This is a genomic window from Pseudomonas purpurea (assembly GCF_039908635.1).
In the GTDB taxonomy this organism is placed as follows: Bacteria; Pseudomonadota; Gammaproteobacteria; order Pseudomonadales; family Pseudomonadaceae; genus Aquipseudomonas; species Aquipseudomonas purpurea.
The window spans coordinates 4,919,671-4,944,188 of sequence record NZ_CP150918.1 but is presented as its reverse complement, the minus strand read 5'-3'; the positions used below and the strand labels follow the sequence as shown (position 1 = coordinate 4,944,188).

Genomic DNA, 24,518 nt, shown 5'->3' with positions numbered 1-24,518 from the left:
AGTTGAGGCAATGCGTAGATCCAACCAAGGTTTTACCCTGATCGAAATCATGATCGTGGTGGCAATTCTAGGGATTCTCCTGACGATTTTTACCCCGATCCTCACCGAGTACGTGAAACGCAGCCACCGCACGGAAATCGCCGGGTTGTTGTCCGATCAGGCGCAAAACCTGGAGCGGTTCTATTCCAAGAACAACGTTTACACCAATGCCACGGGTGTCAGCACTGGCAATGACTACTACACCCTTACCGCAACGATTACAGATCAAACCTTCCTGCTGACGGCCGTGCGTAAGGCCGGCACGACCATGGCCGGCGACAAGTGCGGGGATTTCACCCTGACCAACACGGGCGTGCGAGGCATGAACAACGCAACCACCGGGCTGACCACCAAGGATTGCTGGGGCCGCTGAGTTTCCTTTTTGGGGCGCGTTTTGCGCCCCCTGTCTTTTTAATGGTTGGATCAGAAAATGACCAGGCAACAGCAAGTGGTGATTGTCGGTGGCGGAGTGATCGGCCTGCTGACGGCGTTCAATCTCGCGTCGCAGGGGCAGGGCGTGACTCTGCTGGATCGCTCGCATGTCGGTCAGGAGTCGTCCTGGGCCGGTGGCGGTATTGTTTCGCCACTGTACCCGTGGCGCTACAGCCCGGCGGTCACCGCATTGGCTCATTGGTCCCAGGACTTTTATCCACAACTGGCCGAGCGTTTGTTCGCCGCGACAGGTATCGACCCGCAGGTGCATACCACGGGGCTGTACTGGCTGGACCTGGATGACGAGGCTGAGGCGCTGGCCTGGGCCAAGCGGGAAAACCGGCCGCTGAGTGCTGTGGATATCTCGGCTGCCCACGATGCGGTACCGGTGTTGGGCGCCGGTTTTTCGCGGGCGATCTACATGGCGGATGTGGCCAACGTGCGTAACCCGCGGTTGGTGAAGTCCCTCAAGGCGGCATTGCTGGCGCTGCCCAACGTGACCGTTCATGAGCAGTGCGAGGTCAGCGCGTTCATTCGTGAAGGTGAGGCCGTGGTGGGCGTGCAGACGTCGAAAGGCCCGATCCATGGCGATCAGGTGGTACTGACCGCAGGTGCCTGGAGCGGCGATTTGCTCAAGACCCTGGGCCTGGCGTTGCCGGTCGAACCGGTCAAAGGCCAGATGATTCTCTACAAGTGCGCCTCGGACTTTCTCTCAAGCATGGTCCTGGCCAAGGGCCGTTATGCCATTCCCCGTCGCGATGGCCACATCCTGATCGGCAGTACGCTGGAGCACGAAGGCTTCGACAAGACCCCGACCAAATCGGCCCTGGAAAGTCTCAAGGCTTCGGCGGTGGAGTTGATTCCGGCCCTGGCGGATGCCGAGGTAGTCGGGCATTGGGCAGGGCTGCGGCCGGGTTCGCCGGAAGGCATTCCCTACATTGGGGCGGTGCCGGGGTTTGAAGGGCTTTGGCTGAACTGTGGGCATTACCGGAATGGATTGGTATTGGCGCCGGCGTCGTGTCAGTTGTTTACGGATGTGATGCTGGGCCGGACGCCGATCATTGATCCGGCGCCGTATGCGCCTGCTGGGCGGATCTGAAGCCCATAGGTCATGTGACGATGTTTTTGTGGCGAGGGAGCTTGCTCCCGCTGGGGTGCGCAGTGCCCCCAGATTTTTATCAGCCTTTACATGGGTTGATTGGCGGCGGCTGCGCCACCGAGCGGGAGCAAGCTCCCTCGCCACAGAGGCCCTCAATCCAGTCCTAATTTCTTGAGCCTGTAGCGCATCGACCGGAACGACAAGTTCAAGCGCTGAGCCGCCGCCGTGCGGTTCCAGCGGGTTTCTTCCAGGGCCTGAAGGATCAGTTTGCGCTCGATGTTTTCCAGATAGTCCTCAAGGTTGTCGATTTGCGTCAGGTCCGGTGCGCCGGGCTCGGCGCTGCAATTTCCGTCCGCCAGGCGCAAGTCGCCGGTTTCGATCTGCTTGTTCTCGCACAGGGTGTGGGCCCGTTCGAGCATGTTCTCCAGTTCACGCACATTGCCCGGGAAACGATAGTTTTTCAGGGCGTCCAGTGCTTGAGGGTGGAGGCGGGCGGCCGGCAAGCCACTGCCTGCTGCCAGACGCTTGAGCACGTTGCCGGCCAGCAGCTCGATATCGTCTCGGCGTTCGCGCAAGGGCGGAACGCGTAGCTCGATGACATTCAAGCGGTAGTACAAATCCTGGCGAAAGCGCCCGGCGGCGACTTCGGCATCCAGGTCCTTGTGAGTTGCGCAAAGGATTCGCACGTCGACCACTGTTTCCTGTTGGCCGCCAACGCTGCGCACGGCTTTCTCCTGGATCGCCCGCAGCAACTTGACTTGCATGGCCAGCGGCAGGTCGGCGACCTCGTCAAGAAACAGCGTGCCGCCGTGGGCCACCTGGAACAATCCTGGTTTGTCCTCGATAGCGCCGCTGAAACTGCCTTTTCGATGGCCAAAGAACTCGCTTTCCATCAACTCGGACGGAATCGCCCCACAGTTGACTGGCACAAAGGATTGGTTCGCACGCGGACCCTGGTCGTGGATCAGCCGTGCCACCAACTCCTTGCCGCTGCCGGACTCGCCGCTGATGTACACCGGAGCCTGGCTGCGGGCCAGTTTGTCGACTTGCCGGCGCAGGCTGCGCATAGGTAACGAGTCGCCCAGCAGGCGCCGGTCGAGGGCGGTACTCGCCGCGCCGGTTGGAGGCAGGCGCAAGGCGCTGCTGACCAGCTCACGCAAACGCAGCAGATCGACCGGTTTGGTCAGAAAGTCGAAGGCCCCGGCCTTGAGGGCATTGATCGCGACTTCGAGGCTGCCGTAGGCGGTAATCATCGCCACCGGCACCTGTGGATAACGTTGCTGGATGTATTGCACCAGTTCCATGCCGGTTCCATCCGGCAGGCGCATGTCGGTCAGGCACAGGTCAAACGCTTCCTGAGCCAGCAAACCGCGGGCCTCGCCGACATTGCGGGCGCTGAAAGTGTCGAGTTTCATCCGGCCCAGGGTGATTTCCAGGAGTTCGCGGATATCCGGTTCATCATCGACGATCAGGACTTTTTGCCGTGGGCTTGTCTTCAACTTTGTTTCCGTCCGTGAGCAAAGGTGATGCGAAAGCAGCCGCCGCCTTGGCGTGGAATGAAGTCTAGGCGGGCCTGGTTGCTTTCGCACAGCTCACGGGACAGATAGAGACCCAGGCCAGTGCCCTGGTTGCTGGTGGTGAAGAAGGGTTCGAACAGATGCGTGTGCTGGTCCGGCGCCACGCCGGGGCCGTCATCTTGAACCTCCAGGGTCGGCAACTGGCTGTGCGGGTCGATGAACAGCGAGAGCCAGACCTGCGCCTGCGAGTGCAGCATGGCGCTGTGACGCCAGGCGTTGCGCACCAGGTTGTCGAGAATCTGGGTCAGTTGGTCCGGGTCCATCAGGGTGATGAAGTGGCCCTCGGCGATCCGTACGTGGACAGGTTGCTGTTGCGGTCCGCTGGCCCGTACTTTGTGGACGAAGTCCTGCAACCAGGCCTTGAGGTCGAGCCGTTGCGGTTCGGTGGGTTGGCGTCTGGAGAGTTGCAGGACGTTTTCGATGACTCGATTCATGCGCTGGGAGTGGTCTTGGATAATCTGCGTCAGACGCCGGTCCGCGCCGGTCAGTTCCTCAGATTCACGCAGCAACTGCGCCGCATGGCTGATCGCGCCCAGTGGGTTGCGGATTTCGTGGGCGATACCGGCCGTCAGCCGTCCTAATGCGGCCAGTTTGAGTTGCTGGGCCTGTTGCGCCACTTGGGCCTGATCTTCGAGGAACACCAGGGTCTGATGCTGCGGGGTCTGGCCCAGCGCGATAAAGCTCGGTTGCAGCTCCAGGCCATTGCTGGCGACTTTCAGGCTTTGGGGGCGCAAGGTCGGGTTGTTGAACCACAGTTGCAGGCGCTCGACCAGCGGCGGTGCGTGGGTGTCGATCAACTGGCCGGTCAGGTCATGCACGCCCAGCAGGCTCAGGGCGCTCTGATTGGCCAGTTGCACCCGACGCTGGTCATCCAGCACCAGAATGCCCGTGCGCATGCGTTGCAAAATCAGGGCATTGAGGGCTTCCAGGCCAATTACTTCGCTGGCCCGCTGTTCGGCCAGGGTTTCGCTGAGTTCCAGGCGCCGGGTCAATCCTTGCACCAGCAACGCGGCGGCGAAGCACAGGGCTCCGAGGGTGCCGGCCTGCAAGTAACTGCTGGCGCCTGTCGGGTGGTTGAGGCTCAGGTAAAAGCTCAAGAACACGATGCCGATAGCCGCCACCGCCGCAATCAACAGGCCGATGCGTCCGCGCAGCAGGGTATTGCTGATGGCAACGGAGACAATCAACAGATTGCCGACGGCGCTGGCAGCTCCGCCAGCGGCGTAGAACAACGTTGAAAGCAGCAGCACGTCGACCAGGGCCAGGCTGAAGATTTGCCCGTGGCGGTGGGGATTTTCAAGAAACACCACCAGCAGGATGTTCAGCACCAGGTAGAGCCAACTGGTGTTGCGCAGCAGTTCGTCATTGGCGAACTCCAGCAACTGGTTGTCCAGGTTGCTGGAGATCAGCAGCACCAGAACGATGCCGATGCTCAAGCGGTAGAGATGATAGAGGCGCAGCAGACGCTGCGCCTGTTTGCCGTCGGGACTGATCGCCTCAGCGATCACGTGAGCCGGGGCCTTGCTCCAGATGTTTCTGGCTGCAATACCATTGTTGTTGAAGCATCAGCGCCCGGTCGCGGGGCACATGCACGCCGCAATGGGCGCAGCGGACCATGGGCGGGGCGTTCTGCTCGCCGGGTGCAGGGTGGTTATTGGCAGGGCTCTTGAATTTGCGCCAGAGCCATACCGCGGCAGCAATCAGTGCGATCCAGAACAGTAAACGAAACATGGTGGCCAGCTTCTCGACTAATGATCCGGCAGTTTAGCCAAGGACCCGCACAGCGCACAGCGCAATAAAACGCAGCAATAAAAAAGGGAGACTCGAAAGTCTCCCTTTTTGGCACTGCGCTGGCTTCAGTCGAACACGCCGAAGGTCATGTAGCTGAACCACGAACGGTCGCTATTGTTGCCTTCTGCTTCGTGCTGTTCTTCCTCGACCGCATCGCCATTGGCGTCTTTAGGCTTGAGGTCAGCCGGGATCGCGTCTTTGGCGTCCTGGTACTGCTTCATGACGTCCTGGTTGGCGCGGGTTTCTCCCGGCGGCAGCGGTGGACGGGATTCGATCAGGCCCAGGGTGGCCTTGCTCAGCCACGAACGGTTGTCGGCTTCGGCCACGCGAGGCGTGAACTGACCGTCGACCAGGGTCGGGTGGTTCGGGTAGTTGAGCTTCAGGGTCTCGAGGCTGGTGTTGGCCAGTTCGTCCAGGTGCATGCGCTGGTACGACTCGACCATGACCGCCAGGCCGTCGCCGACCGCCGGGGTTTCCTGGAAGTTTTCCACCACGTAACGGCCACGGTTGGCCGCGGCAACATAGGCCTGACGGGTCAGGTAGTAGTCGGCCACGTGGATCTCGTAAGCCGCCAGCAGGTTGCGCAGGTAGATCATGCGCTGCTTGGCGTCAGGCGAGTAACGGCTGTTGGGATAGCGGCTGGTCAGCTGGGCGAACTCGTTGTAGGAGTCGCGGGCAGCGCCCGGGTCACGCTTGGTCATGTCCAGCGGCAGGAAACGCGACAGCAGACCAACGTCCTGGTCAAAGGAGGTCAGGCCCTTGAGGTAGTAGGCGTAGTCGACGTTCGGGTGCTGCGGGTGCAGACGGATGAAGCGCTCGGCGGCAGACTTGGCAGCCTCAGGCTCGGCGTTCTTGTAGTTCGCATAAATGAGCTCGAGTTGAGCCTGATCGGCGTAGCGACCGAACGGATAGCGCGATTCCAGGGCCTTGAGCTTGGCGGTGGCGCTGGTATAGCTGTGGTTGTCCAGGTCGGCCTGCGCCTGCTGGTACAGCTCGACCTCGCTCAGGTTCTCGTCTACGACTTCCTTCGATGAGCAAGCAGCGGTCAATGCGAGGATGGCGATCAGCAGCAGGTGTTTCACTTGCATGGCGGCTTGCGTCCCTATGACGGCCGCTGTCTTGGGCGTGGCCGTCCTGTTATGATGAGCGCCCCGTTGAAAGCCCCGGGGCAAAAGACGCCGTATTTAACCACAAGCGCGCAGCCGAAACCAAAGGCTGTAGCCGACGCCTAGTCTGAGCATGTCCGATAAAATTGAACTTAGCGCAGAGGTGCCGTCCGAATTGGGCGGCCAACGCCTCGATCAAGTCGCCGCACAACTATTCGCTGAGCACTCGCGCTCGCGCCTTTCCGCCTGGATCAAAGACGGCCGCCTGACTGTGGATGGAGCGGTTATCCGCCCGCGAGACATCGTTCACGGCGGCTCCATCCTTGAGCTGACTGCCGAGCAGGAAGCTCAAGGAGAATGGATCGCTCAAGACATCGCCCTGGACATCGTCTATGAAGATGACGACATCCTGGTGATCAACAAGCCTGCTGGCCTGGTGGTGCACCCTGCCGCCGGTCACGCCGATGGCACCTTGCTCAACGCCTTGCTGCACCACGTGCCGGACATCATCAATGTGCCGCGCGCCGGTATCGTGCACCGTCTGGACAAGGACACCACTGGTCTGATGGTGGTCGCCAAGACCATTCAGGCGCAGACGCAACTGGTAACACAGTTGCAGAGCCGCAGTGTCAGCCGGATCTACGAGTGCATCGTGATCGGCGTGGTCACCGCTGGTGGCAAGATCAATGCCCCGATCGGTCGTCACGGCCAACAGCGCCAGCGCATGGCGGTGATGGAAGGCGGCAAGCAGGCGGTCAGTCATTACCGCGTGCTTGAGCGTTTCCGCTCCCACACTCATGTGCGGGTCAAGCTGGAAACCGGTCGTACGCACCAGATTCGCGTGCACATGGCCCACATCAACTACCCGTTGGTCGGAGATCCTGCCTACGGCGGCCGTTTCCGTATCCCGCCGGCAGCCAGTGTGACCATGGTCGAATCGCTGAAGCATTTCCCGCGTCAGGCGCTACATGCGCGTTTCCTGGAACTGGATCACCCGACGACCGGTAAGCGCATGAGCTGGGAATCGCCACTGCCGGACGATTTTGTCTGGTTGCTGTCGCTGCTCAAGCAAGACCGTGAGGCGTTCATCGGATGATGAACTGGCTGATTCCTGACTGGCCTTCGCCGGTCGGGGTGAAAGCCTGCGTCACCACCCGTGCGGGCGGCGTCAGTCTGGCGCCGTTCGACAGCCTCAACCTGGGCGATCACGTCGACGACAGCCCTGCGGCTGTCGCCGAAAATCGCCGTCGCCTCACCGATCACTTCTCTATTCAGCCGGCTTGGTTACAGCAGGTTCACGGCATTGCCGTGGCTCACGCTGACCCGACGACAGTCGCGATGGCCGACGCCTGCTGGACTGAAACACCGGGTATCGCCTGCACGGCAATGACCGCCGATTGCCTGCCAGCGCTGTTTTGCGACCGTGCCGGGACTCGCGTTGCGGCAGCTCACGCCGGTTGGCGTGGCTTGGCGGCAGGTGTGCTTGAAGCGACGCTGGACAGCCTGGCGGTAGCGCCTGACCAAGTGCTGGTCTGGCTCGGCCCTGCCATTGGTCCGAAAGCCTTCGAAGTTGGCCCGGAAGTTCGCGAAGCCTTTGTCCAGCAGCTCCCGCAAGCGGATCAGGCGTTTGTCCCAAGCCAAAACGCCGGCAAGTTCATGGCTGACATCTACCTGCTGGCGCGCCTGCGTCTGGCGGCACGCGGTGTGACGGCTGTTTATGGTGGCGGTTTCTGTACCGTGACCGATCCTCGCTTCTTTTCTTACCGCCGCGCGTCCCGCACTGGCCGGTTTGCCTCCCTGGTCTGGCTCGAGCGTTAGACTCTCCTGACCTGCATCAACCTTGCAGCGCTTGAATCTTCCAGAATCGACCGCATCTAGTGGGGTATCTGGCAGGTTTCTCTATTTAGGTGTGTCCATCGCTCCGGCCTGCTCAAAAGGAAGGTGACCAATGCGTATAGACCGTTTAACCAGCAAATTGCAGTTAGCCTTATCCGATGCCCAATCCCTGGCCGTCGGCCTCGATCATCCGGGCATTGAACCTGCGCACTTGATGCAGGCGTTGCTTGAACAGCAGGGCGGCTCGATCAAACCGCTGCTGATGCAAGTAGGCTTTGACGTCAACAGCCTGCGCAAAGAGTTGAGCAAAGAGCTCGACCAGCTACCGAAAATCCAGAATCCCACCGGCGACGTGAATATGTCGCAGGACCTCGCACGCCTGCTCAATCAGGCCGATCGCCTGGCCCAGCAGAAGGGCGACCAGTTCATCTCCAGTGAGCTGGTGCTGCTCGCCGCCATGGACGAGAACAGCAAACTCGGCAAATTGCTGCTGGGGCAGGGCGTCAGCAAAAAAGCCCTGGAGAATGCGATCAACAACCTGCGTGGCGGCGAAGCGGTGAATGACGCCAATCACGAGGAGTCGCGTCAGGCGTTGGACAAATACACCGTCGACCTGACCAAGCGCGCCGAAGACGGCAAGCTCGACCCGGTGATCGGTCGTGACGACGAAATCCGTCGCACCATTCAAGTCCTGCAACGCCGCACCAAGAACAACCCGGTGTTGATCGGCGAGCCTGGCGTGGGTAAGACCGCCATCGCCGAAGGCCTGGCCCAACGCATCATCAACGGCGAAGTGCCGGACGGCCTTAAAGGCAAGCGCCTGCTGTCACTGGACATGGGCGCGCTGATTGCCGGTGCCAAATACCGTGGCGAGTTCGAAGAGCGCCTGAAATCCCTGCTCAATGAGCTGTCGAAGCAGGAAGGCCAGATCATCCTGTTCATCGACGAACTGCACACCATGGTCGGCGCCGGTAAAGGCGAAGGCTCGATGGACGCCGGCAACATGCTCAAACCGGCCCTGGCCCGTGGCGAGCTGCATTGCGTCGGCGCAACCACGCTTAACGAGTACCGCCAATATATAGAGAAGGACGCGGCGCTCGAGCGGCGCTTCCAGAAAGTGCTGGTGGACGAGCCGAGCGAAGAAGACACCATCGCCATCCTGCGTGGCCTGAAAGAGCGCTATGAGGTTCACCACAAAGTGGCGATCACCGACGGCGCGATCATTGCGGCGGCCAAGCTCAGCCATCGCTACATCACCGACCGTCAGTTGCCGGACAAGGCCATTGACCTGATTGACGAGGCGGCCAGCCGCATTCGCATGGAGATCGATTCCAAGCCGGAAGTGCTGGACCGTCTGGAGCGGCGCCTGATTCAACTGAAGGTCGAATCCCAGGCGCTGAAGAAAGAAAGCGACGAAGCGGCGAAGAAGCGTCTGGAAAAACTCCAGGAAGAAATCGTTCGTCACGAGCGTGAGTACTCGGACCTCGAAGAAATCTGGAACTCGGAAAAAGCCGAAGTGCAGGGTTCTGCGCAGATCCAGCAGAAAATCGAACAGTCCCGTCAGGAACTGGAGGCCGCACGCCGTAAGGGCGATCTCAACCGCATGGCCGAGTTGCAATACGGGGTGATCCCGGACCTGGAACGCAGCCTGCAAATGGTCGACCAGCATGGCAAGAGTGAAAACCAGTTGCTGCGCAGCAAGGTGACTGAAGAAGAGATCGCGGAAGTCGTGTCGAAATGGACCGGCATCCCTGTCTCGAAAATGCTCGAGGGCGAGCGCGACAAACTGCTGAAGATGGAAAGCCTGTTGCACCAACGTGTGATCGGCCAGAACGAAGCAGTAGTGGCGGTGGCCAACGCTGTGCGGCGGTCCCGTGCCGGGTTGTCCGACCCGAATCGCCCAAGCGGCTCGTTCATGTTCCTGGGCCCGACCGGTGTCGGTAAAACCGAGCTGTGCAAGGCCTTGGCCGAATTCCTCTTTGATACTGAAGAGGCGATGGTGCGCATCGACATGTCCGAGTTCATGGAGAAACATTCCGTGGCGCGGCTGATCGGAGCACCACCAGGCTACGTGGGTTATGAAGAAGGCGGTTACCTGACCGAGGCAGTACGTCGCAAGCCGTACTCGGTGATCCTCCTGGACGAGGTCGAGAAGGCCCACCCGGATGTGTTCAACGTGTTGCTGCAAGTGCTGGAAGATGGTCGCTTGACCGACAGTCATGGCCGCACCGTGGATTTTCGCAATACGGTGATCGTCATGACCTCCAACCTGGGCTCGGTGCAGATCCAGGAACTGGTCGGTGATCGTGAAGCGCAACGTGCGGCGGTGATGGATGCGGTGTCGACGCACTTCCGTCCGGAGTTCATCAACCGGATCGACGAAGTGGTGATCTTCGAACCATTGGCCCGGGATCAGATCGCCGGCATCACCGAGATCCAGTTGGGTCGCCTGCGCAGCCGTCTGGCCGAGCGTGAGCTGAAGCTGGAGTTGAGCAGCGAGGCGCTGGATAAGTTGATCGCGGTGGGTTACGACCCGGTCTATGGCGCACGGCCGCTCAAACGAGCGATTCAGCGCTGGATCGAAAATCCGCTGGCCCAGCTGATTCTGTCCGGCAGCTTCCTGCCAGGCGCCAGCGTGACGGCCACCGTGGCGAACGACGAAATCGTGTTCAACTAAGCGTTTGTTTCACGGTAAATAGAGAAGGCCCTGCATCGCAGGGCCTTTTTTTCGTTAGGGTGTTGAACTGTAAGGAAAAGGCTTGTAAAGTGCGCCCCGCAGTAAGTCGCCCCAACGGTTTCTTCTCCCCAAGGAGAAATCTGAAATAAGTTGCAAATCATTGTCTTGAAAGCAATTTAGGGGGTTGACAGAGGGTTTTAAAATTGTAGAATAGCGCGCCTCAGACACACGAACGCAGCGATGCGAACGGGTTGAAGAGAGTGAAGCAAAGCGTCAAATGTTGTAGATGTAATTGAAATATGTAGTTCCGTGATAGCTCAGTCGGTAGAGCAAATGACTGTTAATCATTGGGTCCCAGGTTCGAGTCCTGGTCACGGAGCCAATTTCAAGCCGGGGTATAGCGCAGTCCGGTAGCGCGCCTGCTTTGGGAGCAGGATGTCAGGAGTTCGAATCCCCTTACCCCGACCATTTTTGGGTCGTTAGCTCAGTTGGTAGAGCAGTTGGCTTTTAACCAATTGGTCGTAGGTTCGAATCCCACACGACCCACCATTTTTGAAACCAGTTAACGCTGGAATCGAATCTTAAGATCAGAGGCCAAAAGCGCTGATCGAAGAAGGCGCCTTTAAAAGGTGCCTTTTTTTTACCGGGGTATAGCGCAGTCCGGTAGCGCGCCTGCTTTGGGAGCAGGATGTCAGGAGTTCGAATCCCCTTACCCCGACCATATTAAAAATCCTCGTATCGAAAGATACGGGGATTTTTTTTGCCCAAAAAATCTCATGCGCACCGCAAAAACAACTGTGGGAGCGAGCTTGCTCGCGAAGGCGTCGTTACAGTCGACATCATTGTCATCTGACAGACAGCTATCGCGAGCAAGCTCGCTCCCACAGGTTTTATATCAGTGCAGTTTCAGGCGTGGCTCTGTCCCGCGCCCAATCTTGCTGCCCAGCATCAACATCGCCGTGCGGAACGGCCCGTACAGCGCCACCTGATGCATGCGGTACAACGACACGTAAAACATCCGCGCCAGCCAGCCTTCGAGCATCACGCTGCCGGTCAGGTTGCCCATCAAGTTACCCACAGCCGAAAAACGCGACAGCGAGATCAGCGAACCGTAGTCAGTGTACTTGTACGTCGGCAATACCTTGCCTTCGACGCGCAGTTTCAGCGATTTGGCCAGCAACGATGCCTGTTGGTGCGCGGCTTGCGCACGGGGCGGTACGTTGCGGTCGGTGCCTGGTTGCGGGCACGCGGCGCAGTCACCGAAGGCGAAGATGTTTTCATCGCGGGTGGTTTGCAGGGTCGGCAATACTTGCAGCTGGTTGATCCGGTTGGTTTCCAGGCCATCGATGTCCTTGAGGAAGCCCGGCGCACGAATGCCGGCCGCCCAGACTTTCAGACTGGCGTGGATCGTTTTGCCATCCGCGGTGATCAGGCTATCAGCTGTCACTTCGCTGACGGCGGCATTGGTCATCACATTGACCCCGAGTTTTTCCAGGGTTTTATGCACAGGACCGCTGATTCGCTCCGGCAGGGCAGGTAACACCCGTGGGCCAGCCTCGATCAGCGTGATGTGCATGTTTTCCGGTTTGATCCGGTCCAGGCCGTAAGCCGCCAGCTCATGAGCGGCGTTGTGCAGTTCGGCGGCCAGTTCGACGCCTGTGGCGCCCGCGCCGACGATGGCCACGCTGATTTGCTCGACCTTGTCGGTCTGCCCGGCGTGGGCACGCAGGTAGTGGTTGAGCAATTGCTGGTGGAAGCGCTCGGCCTGTTTGCGGGTGTCCAGGAACAGGCAGTGCTGCGCCGCGCCCAGCGTGCCGAAATCGTTGGTGGTGCTACCCACCGAAATCACCAGCGAGTCGTAAGCCACTTCCCGTGCCGGCACCAGTTCCAGGCCTTGTTCGTCGTAGGTGGCGGCCAGCTGGATTTTCTTCTGTGCGCGATCGAGCCCGCTCATGCGCCCCAGCTGGAACTCGAAGTGGTTCCATTTTGCCTGGGCAACATAGTTGAGCTCGTCTTCGGAGGAGTTCAAGGAACCTGCCGCCACTTCATGCAACAGCGGTTTCCAGATGTGGGTCAGGTTCGCGTCGACCAGCATTACGCTGGCCGTGCCGCGCTTGCCCAGAGTCTTACCCAGACGGGTAGCCAACTCCAGACCGCCGGCGCCGCCGCCAACGATGACAATACGATGAGTCATGGGGATATCTCGCAAGGCTAAAAGAAATCGGTGCAATTACCCGAGCGAGCGCGATGCTGCTCATAGCGTCAGGTAACTCACAAGTCGGCTCAGCAGGCCCAGGCCGATGGTCACTGCCAGTACCACCACGAGGAGCATCCACGGCCGGAAAGGCCGGCGCTCGACTCGGTGCTGGGACAGTTGCAGGTACTCTTCGACATGCTGTTGGTCATCGGGGTTCAAGCGACTGGTCATGGAAGGCCTCGTCAGGTAGACGTAGCAAAATGTGCAGACGTTACAACGCGGATTCATCCGGCATTAAAGGCAGCATAGCTGCTGGGTGGTGAGGGGTTCGATGCTGACGCTGTCGTCCAGGCGAATGATTGCGCTTTGTATCACTCGCGCGGCGATTGCGCCATGCCCGCGTCCCTGGCCTCGCTACGGCACTTCGGTAATCAGTTCCTGCAACGGGCTCACAGGCTGATCCCGACGTCGAAGACGATGCTGCGGCCCAGGTTGCTGCGCAGAAAGTCCGGTGCGTCGGGATGGGCGAACAACACGCGGGCGAACGTCGGCCCGACCAGCGACAACGAGCGCCAGCCCTGGCGCAGGTACTCGGTGGGCGGCGGGAAGTGGCTGTTGAGGTCCAGGACTTCGCGCTTGAGGCTGGCGAAGGCGATGATGTCCAACTCGCCCAGGTCCATGCCGCGTTCTTTGTAGTTGTGGGCTTTTTTGCGCAAGGTCGGCGCCAGTCTCAACAGAAATTCATTGGCGGGGATGCGCCGTGGCTTGGCTTCGCGGCGCACCAGTTGGCTCAGGGAAAACGCGCTGCGGCGGCGTTGCAGTTCGTCGCGCCATTCGTCGTTGAGGCGCCGCCCTTCGTCAAGCACGAAGAACACCTCGAAATTCGCCTCGCGAAACAGCACGTCAGGCGGCTCGCCGGCAGGGCTGAACTCGTCGGCGCGATACGGAATATTCAAGCCTTGCAGCAGGCGTTGGCAGACCCAACGCTCACGCTCCCATTTGCGGGCATTGGACAGGAACGCGTTGGCTTGCTCGGCCGCGATGGTCAGCAGGCGCAGGTAATCTGAGTCATCCATAGGCCCAAGCTTAGCGTTCAAATGTGGTTTGGAATATACAGAGTGAAGGTGTACATCCGATGAACGACCCACGGCGCGAAATCAATACGCCAAGGCACTCGCCTTGAGTCTCGGTTGTCGGCTGGAGCCTGGAGCCTGCAGCGCTGCGGTGTAGACTGATGCCTGTGTGTTCGTGCCGGATAACAAGGAGTGTGTCGTGAAGTATGGGTTAGTGCTGTGGTTGAGTGTGCTGCCGTTGCGGGCCCAGGCAATCGAGAGCCTTCAGCCATGATCGGTGCCGATCTGCTCTCATCCGAGACCCTCACGGTCGGCTGGCTGATCTATGTGCCGGTGCTGGTCTGGGCGGTTTTACAGGCACCGTGGGTCGAACTGTTCAGTGACAGCCGCCGCCAGCATTTGCTGTTCGGTACGGTGTTCGCGTTGTTCATGTTGTGGCTGGTGCGGCGGGACTTCGATACCGGCGTGTCGTATCACTTCATTGGCATGACGGCGGTGACCCTGTTGCTGGACTGGCCGCTGGCGATTGTCGGCGGGCTGGTGGCGCAAGTCGGTCTGGTGCTGCTTGGCCGACAGGATCTGGCGGCGATGGGCGTCAACGGTGCCTTGCTGATTCTGCTGCCGGTGCTGGTCACCGAATGCTGTGCAATCCTTGTAGAGCGGGCGCAGCCGCGTAATCCCTTTGTGTATATCTTCTGTTCCGGTTTTTTTGCCGCCGCGCTCTCGGCATTGCTGTGCCTGTTGGTGGGGCTGGGGTTGTTATGGTTTGACGGGCGCTTCGCGATGCCGGAATGGCTGGAGGACTTTATCGGCTATCTGTGGCTGGTGATGTTCCCCGAGGCCTTTATCAACGGCATGGTGATCAGTGCGTTGGTGGTGTTTTGTCCCGAATGGCTGGAAACCTTCAACCGCACGCGCTACCTCTCCGCCCCCTGGAATGATAATGAGCCGCGCTCTTGAGCCGCACAGGTAATCGCAAGCCTTGATCCACATCAAATCGCCGAAGGGCTGGCGATCTCATGCTCTGAAAAACCTTCAGGAGTATCGGCATGAGTGTTTACGAGTGGGCCCGGCAGGAGTTGCGCAACAGCCTGGAGTCGGCGCATGAGGCGGGGTTTGAACCCGGTTTGACGTTGCGTGCCTTGCTCAGTGCAGTGGTGCAGCAGAGCAAGGACGTACGCAGTGTCGAGGACCTGGCCGACGAGTTGCAGTTTCTCGCCGAGAACCTCGACGACGGGCAGGATTACGGCTTTATGCGACCCTGACGGTCGGCATCAGTGGCGTGGGTCGAAGTCTTCGCTGAACAACTCGTCTTCAGCGTCCGGGCTGACCGGGATCTTGTGCTCTTCCGACGCCCAGGCGCCCAGGTCGATCAGTTTGCAACGGTCCGAGCAGAACGGTCGGAAAGTACTGGTCGCGTTCCATTCAACGGGGGCGCCGCAGGTTGGGCATTCGACGGTAGGGGGTTGGCTCATGATTGGCCTCCACGCAAAGTAAGGTAAAAGTGGTGCAGGCGTTCGACTTCGTTGTGCAGCCACGCGAGGTCGCGGTCGTTGACCACCACATCGTTGGCATGCAGCAACCGGTCCTGACGTGTGGCCTGCGCTTTGAGAATGGCGTGCACCTGCTCGGCGCTGGTCTGGTCACGTGCCAGGGTGCGTTCGATCTGCAGGTGTTCCGGGGCATCGATCACCAGCACCCGCTGGGTCATTGCGTACTGTCCGGATTCGATCAGCAACGGTGAAACCAGAATCGCGTACGGCGATTCGGCGCGAGCCAGATGGCTGGCGATCTCCTGCGCAATCAGCGGGTGCAGCAAGGCTTCCAGCCAGCGCCGCTCATCGGGCACCTCGAAGATCAGTTTGCGCAAGGCTGCCCGGTCCAGTTCGCCGTTGGCTTGCAGCACGCCATCGCCAAAATGTTCGGTGATCTGCGCCAGCGCCGGGCGACCCGGTTCCACCACCCAGCGCGCCGCGTGATCGGCGTCCACCAAGTGTACGCCCAGGTCGATGAAGTGCTGGGCGGCCGCGCTTTTACCGCTGCCGATGCCGCCAGTCAGGCCGAGGATCCAGGGTTTTTCCACAGGGCTATTCATTTAAAACCGACAGACTGCCAATAGAGGTCGGTTATTTGACCACCCCAGAGCAAGGCAATCCAGCCGGCAATGGCCAGATAAGGACCAAAGGGGATGGGCGTCGAGGTTTTTGCATCGCGCAGACGCAGTAAAACCAGCCCCAGCACGGCGCCCACCAGTGAAGACAGCAGAATGGTCAGTGGCAGGATCTGCCAGCCGCCCCAGGCGCCGAGCATTGCCAGCAGCTTGAAATCACCGTGGCCGATGCCGTCCTTGCCGGTGAGTAGCTTGAAAAGCCAAAACACCGACCACAGCGCCAGGTAGCCAGCGACGGCGCCCCACATGGCATCAGCCAAGGGGACGAACAGGCTGAAGCTGTTGACGATCAACCCCAGCCACAGCAGCGGCATGACCAGCACATCGGGGAGCAATTGATGCTCGGCATCGATCAGGCTCATCGCCAGCAAGCCCCAGCTCAGGAGCAGCACCCAGCCTGCCTGCCAGCCGAATCCGAAGTGCCAGGCGATAAACGCCGAGAGCACGCCACAGGCCAGTTCGGTCAGCGGGTAGCGGCAACTGATGGGGGTCTTGCAGTTGGAACAGCGCCCCCGCAGTGCCACATAGCTGAGCAGTGGAATATTTTCCCAGGCGCGTATGCGGTGACCGCAGTGGGGGCACTCGGAGTGCGGCAGCATCAGGTTGTAGACCGGCCCTGGCGATTCGCTCGGCAAACCGAGTACTTCGTGGGCCTGCAACCGCCATTCGCGTTCAAGCATTTTCGGCAGGCGCCAGACCACCACGTTGAGGAAGCTGCCGATCAGCAGCCCCAGCCCCAGCGCCGTCAACACAAACGCCAGTGGAACGCTGGCCAGAAACTCACTCAAAGGCATGTTCAGATCGCTGTGCCGAGTTGGAAAATAGGCAGGTACATGGCAACCACCAGACCGCCGACGATAACGCCTAGCACCACCATGATGAAGGGTTCCATCAGGCTGGTGAGGTTGTCGACCATGTTATCGACTTCCGCTTCATAGAAGCTCGCAACCTTGTCGAGCATGTCATCCAGTGCACCGGATTCTTCACCGATGGCGGTCATTTGAACCGCCATGCTGGGGAACATGCCCGTGGCACGCATGGAGAAGTTCAACTGCATGCCCGTGGAAACATCCTGCCTGATCCGGTTCACCGCGTTCTTGAACACGACGTTGCCCGTGGCCCCCGCCACCGAGTCGAGGGCTTCGACCAGCGGCACGCCGGCAGCGAACGTGGTCGAGAGGGTGCGTGCATAACGGGCCACGGATGACTTGTACATCAGCGCGCCCACCAGTGGCATTTTCAGCAGATAGGTGTCGAGTGCGTCGCGAAAGCGTTGCGAGCGCCTGAACGCTTGCCGCACGCCGAAGCCTGTGGCGATCAACACCAGCAGCACCAGCCACCACCACGTCTGCAAGAACTCGGAAAGGGCGATGACCATCAGGGTGAAGACCGGCAACTGGGCACCGAACCCGGCAAACACCGATTGGAATTGCGGTACGACCTTGATCAGGAGGATGCCGGTAACAACAACGGCGACGAAAACCACGGCCAGTGGATAGGTCATGGCTTTCTTGATTTTGGCCTTGAGGCTTTCGCTTTTTTCCTTGTAGGTGGCGACACGCTCCAGCAACGTGTCGAGGGCCCCGGCCTGCTCACCTGCGTCTACGAGGTTGCAGTAGAGCTCATCGAAGTACTGAGGTTTTTTGCGCAGCGCGGCGGCGAAGCTGTTACCGGCGGCGACTTCCTGTTTTACCTCGTCCACCAGTTTGCGCATGTTCGGGTTATCGAAACCTTCGCCGATGATGTCGAACGACTGCAGCAATGGCACTCCGGCCTTCATCATGGTCGCCATTTGCCGGGTGAACAGGGCAATGTCGTGGGCTTTGATGCGTTGACCTGCCCGCAGCAGGGAGGCGGATTTCTTTCGCACCTTACCGGGGTTGATCCCTTGCTTGCGCAACTGTGCCTTGATCAGCGCCGGGTTATGACCGCTCAGTTCGCCGGTCATTTTCGTGCCTTTTTTATCGATGCCTTCCCAAGCGTAAACGCTGACTTTTACGGCTTTGACCGCCATGGCTCAATCCTTGGTGACCCGGTTGATTTCTTCAAGGCTGGTAACGCCTTGCATGGCTTTGAGCAGACCTGAAGTGCGCAGGTCGTTGAAGCCGTCCTTGCGCATTTGCGTGTCGATCTCCAGCGAATTGCCTTCGGCCATGATCAACCGTTGCAGCTCGGGGGTGTTTTTCACCACTTCATAGATTCCCACGCGTCCTTTGTAGCCGCCAATGCAGAGTTCGCAACCGACGGGCTCATAGATCGTGAACGAGCCGATGCGTTCCCGAGGGAATCCTTCCTTGAGCAGTGTCTCTTCGGGAATGTCGATGGCTTGCTTGCAGTGGCTGCACAGTTTGCGCGCCAGGCGCTGGGCGATGATGAGGTTGACCGAAGTAGCGATGTTGAACCCTGGAATGCCCATGTTGTGCAGCCGGGTCAGGGTTTCCGCGGCGCTGTTGGTGTGCAGGGTGGAAAGCACCATGTGCCCGGTTTGCGCGGCTTTGATGGCGATTTCGGCGGTTTCCAGGTCACGAATCTCACCGACCATGATCACGTCCGGGTCCTGGCGCAGGAAGGAGCGTAGCGCCTGGGCGAAGTCCAGTCCTTGCTTGGGATTGACGTTGACCTGGTTGATGCCTTCCATGTTGATTTCCACCGGGTCTTCGGCGGTGGAGATGTTGATGTCGACGGTGTTGAGGATGTTCAGGCCGGTGTACAGCGAGACGGTTTTGCCCGAGCCGGTCGGCCCGGTTACCAGGATCAACCCTTGGGGCTGCTTGAGCGCCGCCATGTACAGGTCTTTTTGCTCGGGTTCGTAGCCGAGGGCATCGATGCCTATTTGGGCGCTGGACGGGTCGAGAATCCGGATGACGATTTTTTCGCCCCACAGTGTTGGCAGGGTGTTGACCCGAAAGTCGATGGATTTGCTGTTCGACAGGCGCATTTTGATGCGCCCGTCCTGAGGCTTGCGGCGCTCCGAGATATCCAGGCTGGCCATGACTTTGAGTCGCGCAGCGATACGGTTGGCCAACTGGATCGGCGGCTTGGCCACTTCGCACAGCAGACCGTCGGTACGCACCCGTACCCGATAGGTTTTTTCGTAGGGCTCGAAATGCAGGTCCGAGGCCCCGCCCTTGATCGCATCGAGCAGCATCTTGTTGACGAAGCGCACCACCGGCGCGTCGTCGGCGTCCTGCCCGGCGATGGCATCCTGGCGCCTGTCGTCGATTGTTTCGATGTCCAGGCTATCCAGGTCCACGTCGGCCATATCTTCAAGGCCGGTGGTGTGGCTGTCGAAGAATCGCTCAATGGCGTCAGTGAGTTTGTCGTCCTCCACCAGGATGGCTTCGGTGGTCAGCCCGGTGCTGAACTGGATGTCGTTGATGGCCTGGTGGTTGCTAGGGTCGGAGATACCGACGAACAACTTGTTGCCACGCCGCCAGAGGGGCAGGGCATGGTGTTGGCGAACCAGTTTTTCGCTGACCAGGCCAGTGGGCTGGGTTTCCTTGTCGAGGCAGTTCAGGTCCAGGAAGGCAACGCCGAAATGTTCCGAAGCGATTTCCGCGACCTGACGACTTTTCGCCAGTTTGTTCTGTACCAAGTAGCTGGCGAGGGAAATCCGGCTGCGTTGAGCGTGCTGATACGCCTGTTGCGCGCTTTTTTCAGTGAGCACTTCGGCCAGCACCAATTGCTTGGCCAGGCCGGACAGGGCGATGTCATTCATTCGGGCACCAGACGCAAACCATTGAAGACTTATAGCGTAGTCAACCGGTGGCGCCCAACCAGCGAGGCGTGGGTGACAAAAAGTGTCAGATAGTGCGCTTCTTCAGGTCCGGAGCCATGAAGGACAAGGCCTCTAACCCCACAGGGCTGGGCAGGAGTACGTTGGCATGTGCTGTGCTTTGTACTGATCAGATCATGAGATTTCGCCTCATGCCTGGAGCCGTTTATGAGCAAACAACAAGGTTTCACCCTGATCGAACTGCTGATCGTGGTCGCGATCATCGGGATTCTGGCGACGTTCGCCCTGCCGATGTATTCCAAGTATCAAGCGCGGGCGAAGCTCACTGCCGGGCTGGCCGAGATTTCGGCGATGAAGGTTCCGTATGAGGATGTGATCAATCAAGGGACCGCGCCGACCACGGCGAACGTGGGGCCTGGCGGCGCTGCGGCGACCAGCAATTGCACGCTGGTGGTGACGGGCACTGCATCCACAGGTGCCGGCACCATTGTGTGCACGCTGGTGAATGCGCCAGCGCCTGTGTTGAGCAAAACCATTACCCTGACGCGTGACGTGACAACCGGATGGTCCTGTGCGACCACTGCCTTGCAGGACTACGCGCCTAAAGGTTGCACCGGCACCTGAGTGCAGTGATGAACCAATGCCTCGCCTCTGCGGACGCGGGGCAATTTTTTGCCCGTCATTGGGGGGCGGACTGCCTTGGGGGGAATCGTTCAGTCATTCATGGCGTCAAGCCTGAAGTAAAACCTGCAACTTGCATGTAGAGAATGGCCGGGTCATGCAATTTGCATGACTCCGTTTTTTCGATGAATTTATAAGATATTGATTTGCATGAGTTTTCTATTTTATTGAAGGTTGGCACATCCTCTGCAACATCCCTGGTAACCCTGCTGAGATCGCATGCAGCAGACTTTCTGGAAAAACAGGAGTTACTCGTATGAAGAAGTTCGCTATCGCTGCCGCAACTGCTACCGCGCTGACCCTGACCCTGGCCAGCGGTGCATTTGCCCAGACCACTCAAACCACCCAGTCGCCGATGGCGGTGGCTGCCGGTGAAATGACCAAGGCCAAGGAAGCGACTTCCGACACCTGGATCACCACCAAAGTGAAAAGCGATCTGGTGACCGAGAAGGGCATTCCAGGTACCGACATCAAAGTCGAAACCAACAAAGGTGTTGTATCGCTGTCGTCGACTGTTGCGCTGACCGCCGCTCAGAAAACCACTGCCGTGGCGATCGCCAAAAAAATCAAAGGCGTGAAAGCCGTATCGGCTGACGGTCTGAAAGCCGAGTAACACGCAAGACTTCTCGCCTGGACCGGGAGAAGGCGCGACAGGTGGGCCGAGCCATACACGTGTCGCTGCTTTTGAGGTCATGCGACCGGCCACAAGGATGTGGTCATTACAGGCCCCGGCATTCGTGTCGGGGCCTGTTCTATTTGTGGCGCCGCAAACCCGACATGGGAGGTTCAGTTACCGCGCTTGCTGTCGATGTGCACCAACCTGTTTCCTTCAAAGCGCAGGTACTGGTACATGCCGCTGTTCGGGCCGTAGGTCCATTCTTCGACCTGGAACTCTTCCCGGCGATTGGCGCTGCGCTTGTAGCCCAGGGAATCACGGGCAATCGGTTCGCCGCATTTTTGCAGCACTTCGCTTGAGCGATCACCCACGCTGATCAGTTGGCTGCCGCAGCGCAGTGTATCGGCTGCCCACGCGTGGCTGGCTGCAAGCGCCAGCCCCAGGCAGATCAACATTCGGGCGTGCATTTACTCGGCATCCAGGTGCATTGGGGTGACCACGCGACCGTCACTTTCCGCCTGACCGAGGTTGGCATCGATGAAGTACACACGGTCATCGGCCAGCTGGCCTTTATCCACCAGGTAATCCTTGATGCTGCTGGCGCGGTCCTGGCCCAGTTGACGCAAGAGTACGTCGCTTGAAGCCCAGAACTTGATCACGCCTTCGCGCAGTTTGGCAGTGCGTTCATCTTTACTCAGTTGCGCCCATTCGGCCGGTGGCTGGGTTTTCAGGCGTGTGCGGTAAATGCCTTCGAGCAGCGGACTTTTCTCGCCGTCCGGGACCTCCAGCAACGAAGCCTGGGCCGGGACCTTGTCGCCGCGCCGCTGGAGTATTTTGTAGTAGTTGTACTGGTATTCGCGTTCCAGTCGCTGCTCGGCAATCAGCTGACCGTCGCTGCTTTGTGCAGCGGTGCCTTCGATTTCCAGGCGCAGCGCCGGACGTTCCTTGAGTGCGTTAGCCAGTTTGACCAGTGCGGCCTCAGCGTCCTTGTTCAGGTCGCTGGAGCCCGGTGCGAACGAAACGCTGCCCAGGTCCTCCGAATCCCCTCCGGTGACCAGGCCGCCAATGAGTTTGAACGGCGCGGCGGCGGCTTTCACGATCAGGTTACGCAGGGTTTGCCAGATAATCGGCATCACGCTGAACTGTGGATTGTTCAAGTCGCCGGTAACCGGCAGTTCGATGGAGATCCTGCCATCGACGTCCTTGAGCAACGCGACGGCCAGTTTCAGCGGCAGGCTCACGGCGTCCGGGCTGTCGACTTTCTCGCCCAGCTCCAGTTGTTCCACGACGACTTTGTTTTCTGCTTTGAGCTGGCCCTTGGTAATCAGGTAGTGAACATCGAGATTGAGTCGGCCCTTGCGAATCCGGTAGCCGGCAAATTTGCCGGAATAGGGCGTGAGGGTGGTCAGTTCGACCCGCTTGAAACTGGTGGCGATGTCCAGCGCGGCCATCGGGTCGAACGGGTTGACGCTGCCCTTGATGGTCACTGGTGCGTAGCGGTCGACCTTGCCCTTGACGTCGACGCTGGCCGGCTTGGCCTGGCGGCTGTCGATGGTGCCGATCTGGCCGTTGAGCTGTTGAATGGCTGTGGCGAAGTTCGGCGTCAGGCTGAAGTCGGCGAAGTTCGCCGAGCCGTCATTGATTGCGATGCCACCGATGTGAATGCCTAGCGGTTTGTTCGTGCCGGCCGCAGGTTTTGCTGCGGCGGTCTTGGTGCCACTGCCGGCCGGTTGCGGGATCAGCAGGTCATCGATGTTGGTGGTGCGGTCATCGTTGATCATGAAACGCACATACGGCTGTTGCAGGTTGATCTTGTCGATCGACAGGCTGTCGCCGTGCTGGTAGTTGATACCGTCGACCACCACTTGCTGCCACTTGAGGAAGTCGCGGGTTTTCAGGGTGTCGAGGGTGTGCAGTTGATCAATCTGCGCTCGGCCGGTGACGTTGAACGCCAACGGTTCGGTGCTTTTCAGGTTGACCGCCAGATCACTGCCGAGCATGCCGCTGCGTAGTTCCAGGCGAATGAACGGGCTGATATAGGACTGGGCGACACGCAGGTCGATGTCCTTGGTCTGTACGTTGAGTTTGGCGCTGATCGGCGCCAGATTGACTTCGCCACTCGCCTGGACTTTGCCCTGCTTGCCCAGCCCGGTGTCGAGCTTGAGCGTGAAAGGCGAGCCGTTGAGGCTGTCAAAGTTTTGCAGGTCGAGGTTCAGCGGGCCGACTTCCAGTGCCACGGCTGGTTGTGCCTTGCGATCAGCCAGGTGAACCTGGTAATTGCGCAATTGCACATCCTTCAACAGGACTTGCCAGGGTTTGCTCGGGGCAACCGGCTCGGCTTTGGGCGAGTCGGCTGCTGCTGGCGCCGCCGCGGGTTCTGCTTTTGCCGCCGGCTTGGCCGGTTGGCTGGCGAAGAGTTTTTGCCAGTCGAGTTGACCGTCTGACTCGAGGGCCGCCCAGGTTTCGAGTTTTTCGCTGCGAACCTTGCCGACCACCACCTGTTGCTTGGCCAGGTCGATCGTGGTTTCGCTGACGTCCAGACGCGCCAGGCGCACCAACGGCCGGCCATCCGGGGCCTTGATCGCGAACGGTGCAATGTTGAGCGCGGTGTTGCTCAGCAGCAGTTCGGTGCCCTTGGCCAGGCTGAGCTTGTAGTCGGTACTCAGGCTCAGGGTGCCCTCTTCCAGGACCAGCGGCACCGCGTCGCGCACATAGGGCCACCAGGCTTTCATCTTGCCGTTGGTGACTTTGAGTGTGCCTTCGGAGGTGAGAGGGATCAGGCTGACATGGCCGGACCAGTCGATCTGCCCGCCCTCGGGGCCGACAGCCACGAGGGTCATGGCGGCGTTGTCGTCGGGCAGGGTGGACAGGTTGCTCAGTTCGAAATCGAGTGTGTTGTACAGGAACTCGATGGGCTCGCTGGGGCGCAAGTCCTGGAAGTGGACATAGCCACCCGCCAGTTTGATGCGCTCGACGCGCACCGGGAAGGGCTTGGCGTTCGGGTCGGTGGGCGTGGGTTCGCTGGCTGGCAGTTTGAACAGGCCCAGCAGGTTGAGCTGGCCGTCCTTGCCAAAGAGAATCTCGGTCTTGGGTTTATCCAGTTCGATGTCGGCCAGGTGCAGCGCACGCGTCCAGAGGCTGTCGATCTGCAGGTTGGCGTAGAGCCGTTCGAAGCCGATCTGCTCCTTGCCCGGCTCGCCGATGTTCAGGCCCCACACGGTCAATTCCAGGCTGAAGGGATTGAGTTCGATCCGCTGGATGTGGGCCGGCACCGTGGCGTAGTGGGCCAATTGTTGGTTGGCGACCCGCAAGGCGATGCCCGGCAAAATCAGAAACCCCAGCAGGCTGTAGAGGGCCAGAGCGGTCAACAAAGCGCCGATAGCGCGAATCAATCCTTTGGGCATGTGGGGCTTCATCTGTCTGAATCGGAGTGCCTTGGAGTATGGCACGCGTTTACGGTTCCGAAGTAATCGCCTTCGTACAGGATT

Annotated in this window: 23 protein-coding genes, 4 tRNA genes and 1 pseudogene; 13 read left to right on the top strand and 15 right to left on the bottom strand. The window is 59.7% G+C overall.

All coding sequences use genetic code 11. The features are described 5' to 3' along the window. Positions 1-10: 10 nt before the first annotated feature. Together AABM54_RS22180 and thiO are read left to right on the top strand one after the other, a co-directional pair. Positions 11-412, top strand: coding sequence for a type IV pilin protein (locus AABM54_RS22180; RefSeq protein ID WP_347902090.1), 402 nt, complete (start codon positions 11-13; stop codon positions 410-412). A 57-nt stretch (positions 413-469) separates the two neighbouring features. Beyond that, on the top strand, positions 470-1,570 hold the full coding sequence (gene thiO, locus AABM54_RS22175) for a glycine oxidase ThiO (protein ID WP_347902089.1): 1,101 nt from the start codon (positions 470-472) through the stop codon (positions 1,568-1,570). 152 nt (positions 1,571-1,722) lie between these two features. Here the strand turns inward: thiO and AABM54_RS22170 are convergent, their stop codons facing one another. The 4 genes from AABM54_RS22170 to AABM54_RS22155 all read right to left on the bottom strand — a co-directional run bounded on the left by AABM54_RS22170 (position 1,723) and on the right by AABM54_RS22155 (position 6,026). Further along, positions 1,723-3,069 (bottom strand): sigma-54 dependent transcriptional regulator, encoded by a 1,347-nt coding sequence (locus AABM54_RS22170; RefSeq protein ID WP_347902088.1) that lies wholly within the window; start codon positions 3,067-3,069, stop codon positions 1,723-1,725. Beyond that, positions 3,066-4,655 carry an ATP-binding protein gene (locus AABM54_RS22165; RefSeq protein ID WP_347902087.1) on the bottom strand — a complete coding sequence of 530 codons (1,590 nt, stop codon included), beginning with the start codon at positions 4,653-4,655 and terminating at the stop codon, positions 3,066-3,068. The genes AABM54_RS22170 and AABM54_RS22165 overlap by 4 nt, the downstream gene beginning before the upstream one ends. Then, complete coding sequence (locus AABM54_RS22160) at positions 4,645-4,878, bottom strand: PP0621 family protein (RefSeq protein ID WP_347902086.1); 234 nt, start codon at positions 4,876-4,878, stop codon at positions 4,645-4,647. The genes AABM54_RS22165 and AABM54_RS22160 overlap by 11 nt, the downstream gene beginning before the upstream one ends. A 125-nt stretch (positions 4,879-5,003) precedes the next feature. After that, positions 5,004-6,026, bottom strand: a complete 1,023-nt coding sequence (locus AABM54_RS22155; protein WP_347902085.1) for an outer membrane protein assembly factor BamD — start codon at positions 6,024-6,026, stop codon at positions 5,004-5,006. A gap of 151 nt (positions 6,027-6,177) precedes the next feature. Between AABM54_RS22155 and rluD the strand changes: the two genes are divergently transcribed. The 7 genes from rluD (at position 6,178) to AABM54_RS22120 (ending at position 11,278) form a co-directional block, all read left to right on the top strand. Beyond that, entirely contained in the window at positions 6,178-7,140 is a 963-nt protein-coding gene (rluD, locus tag AABM54_RS22150) for a 23S rRNA pseudouridine(1911/1915/1917) synthase RluD (RefSeq protein ID WP_347902084.1), read from the top strand. Beyond that, positions 7,137-7,862 (top strand): peptidoglycan editing factor PgeF, encoded by a 726-nt coding sequence (gene pgeF / locus AABM54_RS22145; RefSeq protein ID WP_347902083.1) that lies wholly within the window; start codon positions 7,137-7,139, stop codon positions 7,860-7,862. Before rluD ends, pgeF begins: the two co-directional genes overlap by 4 nt. A 130-nt stretch (positions 7,863-7,992) precedes the next feature. Next, positions 7,993-10,557, top strand: a complete 2,565-nt coding sequence (clpB, locus tag AABM54_RS22140; RefSeq protein WP_347902082.1) for an ATP-dependent chaperone ClpB — start codon at positions 7,993-7,995, stop codon at positions 10,555-10,557. Between the two features lie 306 nt (positions 10,558-10,863). Then, positions 10,864-10,939, top strand: a tRNA-Asn gene (locus AABM54_RS22135). A gap of 9 nt (positions 10,940-10,948) precedes the next feature. Next, positions 10,949-11,025 (top strand) — tRNA-Pro (locus AABM54_RS22130). Between the two features lie 5 nt (positions 11,026-11,030). Next, positions 11,031-11,106: transfer RNA gene (locus tag AABM54_RS22125), tRNA-Lys, on the top strand. 95 nt (positions 11,107-11,201) lie between these two features. Beyond that, positions 11,202-11,278: transfer RNA gene (locus tag AABM54_RS22120), tRNA-Pro, on the top strand. A gap of 174 nt (positions 11,279-11,452) precedes the next feature. Here AABM54_RS22120 and AABM54_RS22115 read toward each other — a convergent pair. From AABM54_RS22115 to AABM54_RS22100, 4 genes and pseudogenes are all read right to left on the bottom strand, one after another. After that, positions 11,453-12,751, bottom strand: a complete 1,299-nt coding sequence (locus AABM54_RS22115; protein WP_347902081.1) for an NAD(P)/FAD-dependent oxidoreductase — start codon at positions 12,749-12,751, stop codon at positions 11,453-11,455. Positions 12,752-12,811: 60 nt separating this feature from the next. Then, the gene (locus tag AABM54_RS22110) at positions 12,812-12,985 is read right to left on the bottom strand and encodes a DUF3094 family protein (RefSeq protein WP_347902080.1); all 174 of its coding nucleotides are present in this window, start codon (positions 12,983-12,985) and stop codon (positions 12,812-12,814) included. A gap of 53 nt (positions 12,986-13,038) precedes the next feature. Next, a pseudogene (locus AABM54_RS22105) lies at positions 13,039-13,156 on the bottom strand (MOSC domain-containing protein); the annotation flags it as partial. A gap of 47 nt (positions 13,157-13,203) precedes the next feature. After that, complete coding sequence (locus AABM54_RS22100; protein WP_347902079.1) at positions 13,204-13,830, bottom strand: DUF1780 domain-containing protein; 627 nt, start codon at positions 13,828-13,830, stop codon at positions 13,204-13,206. A gap of 267 nt (positions 13,831-14,097) precedes the next feature. Here AABM54_RS22100 and AABM54_RS22095 point away from each other — a divergent pair, with 267 nt between their 5' ends. Both AABM54_RS22095 and AABM54_RS22090 read left to right on the top strand, forming a co-directional pair. Then, the gene (locus tag AABM54_RS22095) at positions 14,098-14,787 is read left to right on the top strand and encodes an energy-coupling factor ABC transporter permease (RefSeq protein WP_347902078.1); all 690 of its coding nucleotides are present in this window, start codon (positions 14,098-14,100) and stop codon (positions 14,785-14,787) included. Between the two features lie 89 nt (positions 14,788-14,876). Beyond that, positions 14,877-15,092 (top strand): hypothetical protein, encoded by a 216-nt coding sequence (locus AABM54_RS22090; RefSeq protein ID WP_347902077.1) that lies wholly within the window; start codon positions 14,877-14,879, stop codon positions 15,090-15,092. Positions 15,093-15,101: 9 nt separating this feature from the next. Here AABM54_RS22090 and yacG read toward each other — a convergent pair whose 3' ends face one another. The 5 genes from yacG to pilB are packed head-to-tail and all read right to left on the bottom strand — an operon-like array spanning position 15,102 to position 19,715. Next, a complete protein-coding gene (yacG, locus tag AABM54_RS22085; RefSeq protein WP_347902076.1) occupies positions 15,102-15,302 on the bottom strand; it encodes a DNA gyrase inhibitor YacG in 201 nt (66 codons plus the stop codon). Beyond that, positions 15,299-15,922, bottom strand: a complete 624-nt coding sequence (gene coaE / locus AABM54_RS22080; protein ID WP_347902075.1) for a dephospho-CoA kinase — start codon at positions 15,920-15,922, stop codon at positions 15,299-15,301. The genes yacG and coaE overlap by 4 nt, the downstream gene beginning before the upstream one ends. Then, complete coding sequence (locus AABM54_RS22075) at positions 15,919-16,791, bottom strand: A24 family peptidase (protein ID WP_347902074.1); 873 nt, start codon at positions 16,789-16,791, stop codon at positions 15,919-15,921. The genes coaE and AABM54_RS22075 overlap by 4 nt, the downstream gene beginning before the upstream one ends. Positions 16,792-16,793: 2 nt before the next feature. Next, positions 16,794-18,011 (bottom strand): type II secretion system F family protein, encoded by a 1,218-nt coding sequence (locus AABM54_RS22070; RefSeq protein ID WP_347902073.1) that lies wholly within the window; start codon positions 18,009-18,011, stop codon positions 16,794-16,796. A gap of 3 nt (positions 18,012-18,014) precedes the next feature. Further along, entirely contained in the window at positions 18,015-19,715 is a 1,701-nt protein-coding gene (gene pilB, locus AABM54_RS22065; protein ID WP_347902072.1) for a type IV-A pilus assembly ATPase PilB, read from the bottom strand. 225 nt (positions 19,716-19,940) lie between these two features. Here pilB and AABM54_RS22060 point away from each other — a divergent pair, with 225 nt between their 5' ends. Beyond that, positions 19,941-20,357 (top strand): pilin, encoded by a 417-nt coding sequence (locus tag AABM54_RS22060; RefSeq protein ID WP_347902071.1) that lies wholly within the window; start codon positions 19,941-19,943, stop codon positions 20,355-20,357. Positions 20,358-20,670: 313 nt separating this feature from the next. Then, complete coding sequence (locus AABM54_RS22055; RefSeq protein WP_347902070.1) at positions 20,671-21,027, top strand: BON domain-containing protein; 357 nt, start codon at positions 20,671-20,673, stop codon at positions 21,025-21,027. A 173-nt stretch (positions 21,028-21,200) separates the two neighbouring features. Here AABM54_RS22055 and AABM54_RS22050 read toward each other — a convergent pair whose 3' ends face one another. Beyond that, the gene (locus AABM54_RS22050; protein WP_347902068.1) at positions 21,201-21,497 is read right to left on the bottom strand and encodes a DUF2845 domain-containing protein; all 297 of its coding nucleotides are present in this window, start codon (positions 21,495-21,497) and stop codon (positions 21,201-21,203) included. Continuing rightward, positions 21,498-24,446 carry a DUF748 domain-containing protein gene (locus AABM54_RS22045; protein WP_347902067.1) on the bottom strand — a complete coding sequence of 983 codons (2,949 nt, stop codon included), beginning with the start codon at positions 24,444-24,446 and terminating at the stop codon, positions 21,498-21,500. Positions 24,447-24,518 lie beyond the last annotated feature (72 nt).

What these genes read in the sequence shown, in the direction of transcription:
- AABM54_RS22075 (WP_347902074.1), bottom strand. Translation starts at nt 16,791, where the DNA reads ATGCCTTTGAGTGAGTTTCTGGCCAGCGTTCCACTGGCGTTTGTGTTG.
- AABM54_RS22160 (WP_347902086.1), bottom strand. Translation starts at nt 4,878, where the DNA reads ATGTTTCGTTTACTGTTCTGGATCGCACTGATTGCTGCCGCGGTATGG.
- coaE (WP_347902075.1), bottom strand. Translation starts at nt 15,922, where the DNA reads ATGAATAGCCCTGTGGAAAAACCCTGGATCCTCGGCCTGACTGGCGGC.
- AABM54_RS22095 (WP_347902078.1), top strand. Translation starts at nt 14,098, where the DNA reads ATGATCGGTGCCGATCTGCTCTCATCCGAGACCCTCACGGTCGGCTGG.
- AABM54_RS22045 (WP_347902067.1), bottom strand. Translation starts at nt 24,446, where the DNA reads ATGAAGCCCCACATGCCCAAAGGATTGATTCGCGCTATCGGCGCTTTG.
- rluD (WP_347902084.1), top strand. Translation starts at nt 6,178, where the DNA reads ATGTCCGATAAAATTGAACTTAGCGCAGAGGTGCCGTCCGAATTGGGC.
- AABM54_RS22100 (WP_347902079.1), bottom strand. Translation starts at nt 13,830, where the DNA reads ATGGATGACTCAGATTACCTGCGCCTGCTGACCATCGCGGCCGAGCAA.
- AABM54_RS22060 (WP_347902071.1), top strand. Translation starts at nt 19,941, where the DNA reads ATGAGCAAACAACAAGGTTTCACCCTGATCGAACTGCTGATCGTGGTC.
- AABM54_RS22180 (WP_347902090.1), top strand. Translation starts at nt 11, where the DNA reads ATGCGTAGATCCAACCAAGGTTTTACCCTGATCGAAATCATGATCGTG.
- AABM54_RS22110 (WP_347902080.1), bottom strand. Translation starts at nt 12,985, where the DNA reads ATGACCAGTCGCTTGAACCCCGATGACCAACAGCATGTCGAAGAGTAC.
- AABM54_RS22055 (WP_347902070.1), top strand. Translation starts at nt 20,671, where the DNA reads ATGAAGAAGTTCGCTATCGCTGCCGCAACTGCTACCGCGCTGACCCTG.
- clpB (WP_347902082.1), top strand. Translation starts at nt 7,993, where the DNA reads ATGCGTATAGACCGTTTAACCAGCAAATTGCAGTTAGCCTTATCCGAT.
- pilB (WP_347902072.1), bottom strand. Translation starts at nt 19,715, where the DNA reads ATGAATGACATCGCCCTGTCCGGCCTGGCCAAGCAATTGGTGCTGGCC.
- AABM54_RS22115 (WP_347902081.1), bottom strand. Translation starts at nt 12,751, where the DNA reads ATGACTCATCGTATTGTCATCGTTGGCGGCGGCGCCGGCGGTCTGGAG.
- yacG (WP_347902076.1), bottom strand. Translation starts at nt 15,302, where the DNA reads ATGAGCCAACCCCCTACCGTCGAATGCCCAACCTGCGGCGCCCCCGTT.
- AABM54_RS22050 (WP_347902068.1), bottom strand. Translation starts at nt 21,497, where the DNA reads ATGCACGCCCGAATGTTGATCTGCCTGGGGCTGGCGCTTGCAGCCAGC.
- AABM54_RS22155 (WP_347902085.1), bottom strand. Translation starts at nt 6,026, where the DNA reads ATGCAAGTGAAACACCTGCTGCTGATCGCCATCCTCGCATTGACCGCT.
- pgeF (WP_347902083.1), top strand. Translation starts at nt 7,137, where the DNA reads ATGATGAACTGGCTGATTCCTGACTGGCCTTCGCCGGTCGGGGTGAAA.
- AABM54_RS22070 (WP_347902073.1), bottom strand. Translation starts at nt 18,011, where the DNA reads ATGGCGGTCAAAGCCGTAAAAGTCAGCGTTTACGCTTGGGAAGGCATC.
- thiO (WP_347902089.1), top strand. Translation starts at nt 470, where the DNA reads ATGACCAGGCAACAGCAAGTGGTGATTGTCGGTGGCGGAGTGATCGGC.
- AABM54_RS22090 (WP_347902077.1), top strand. Translation starts at nt 14,877, where the DNA reads ATGAGTGTTTACGAGTGGGCCCGGCAGGAGTTGCGCAACAGCCTGGAG.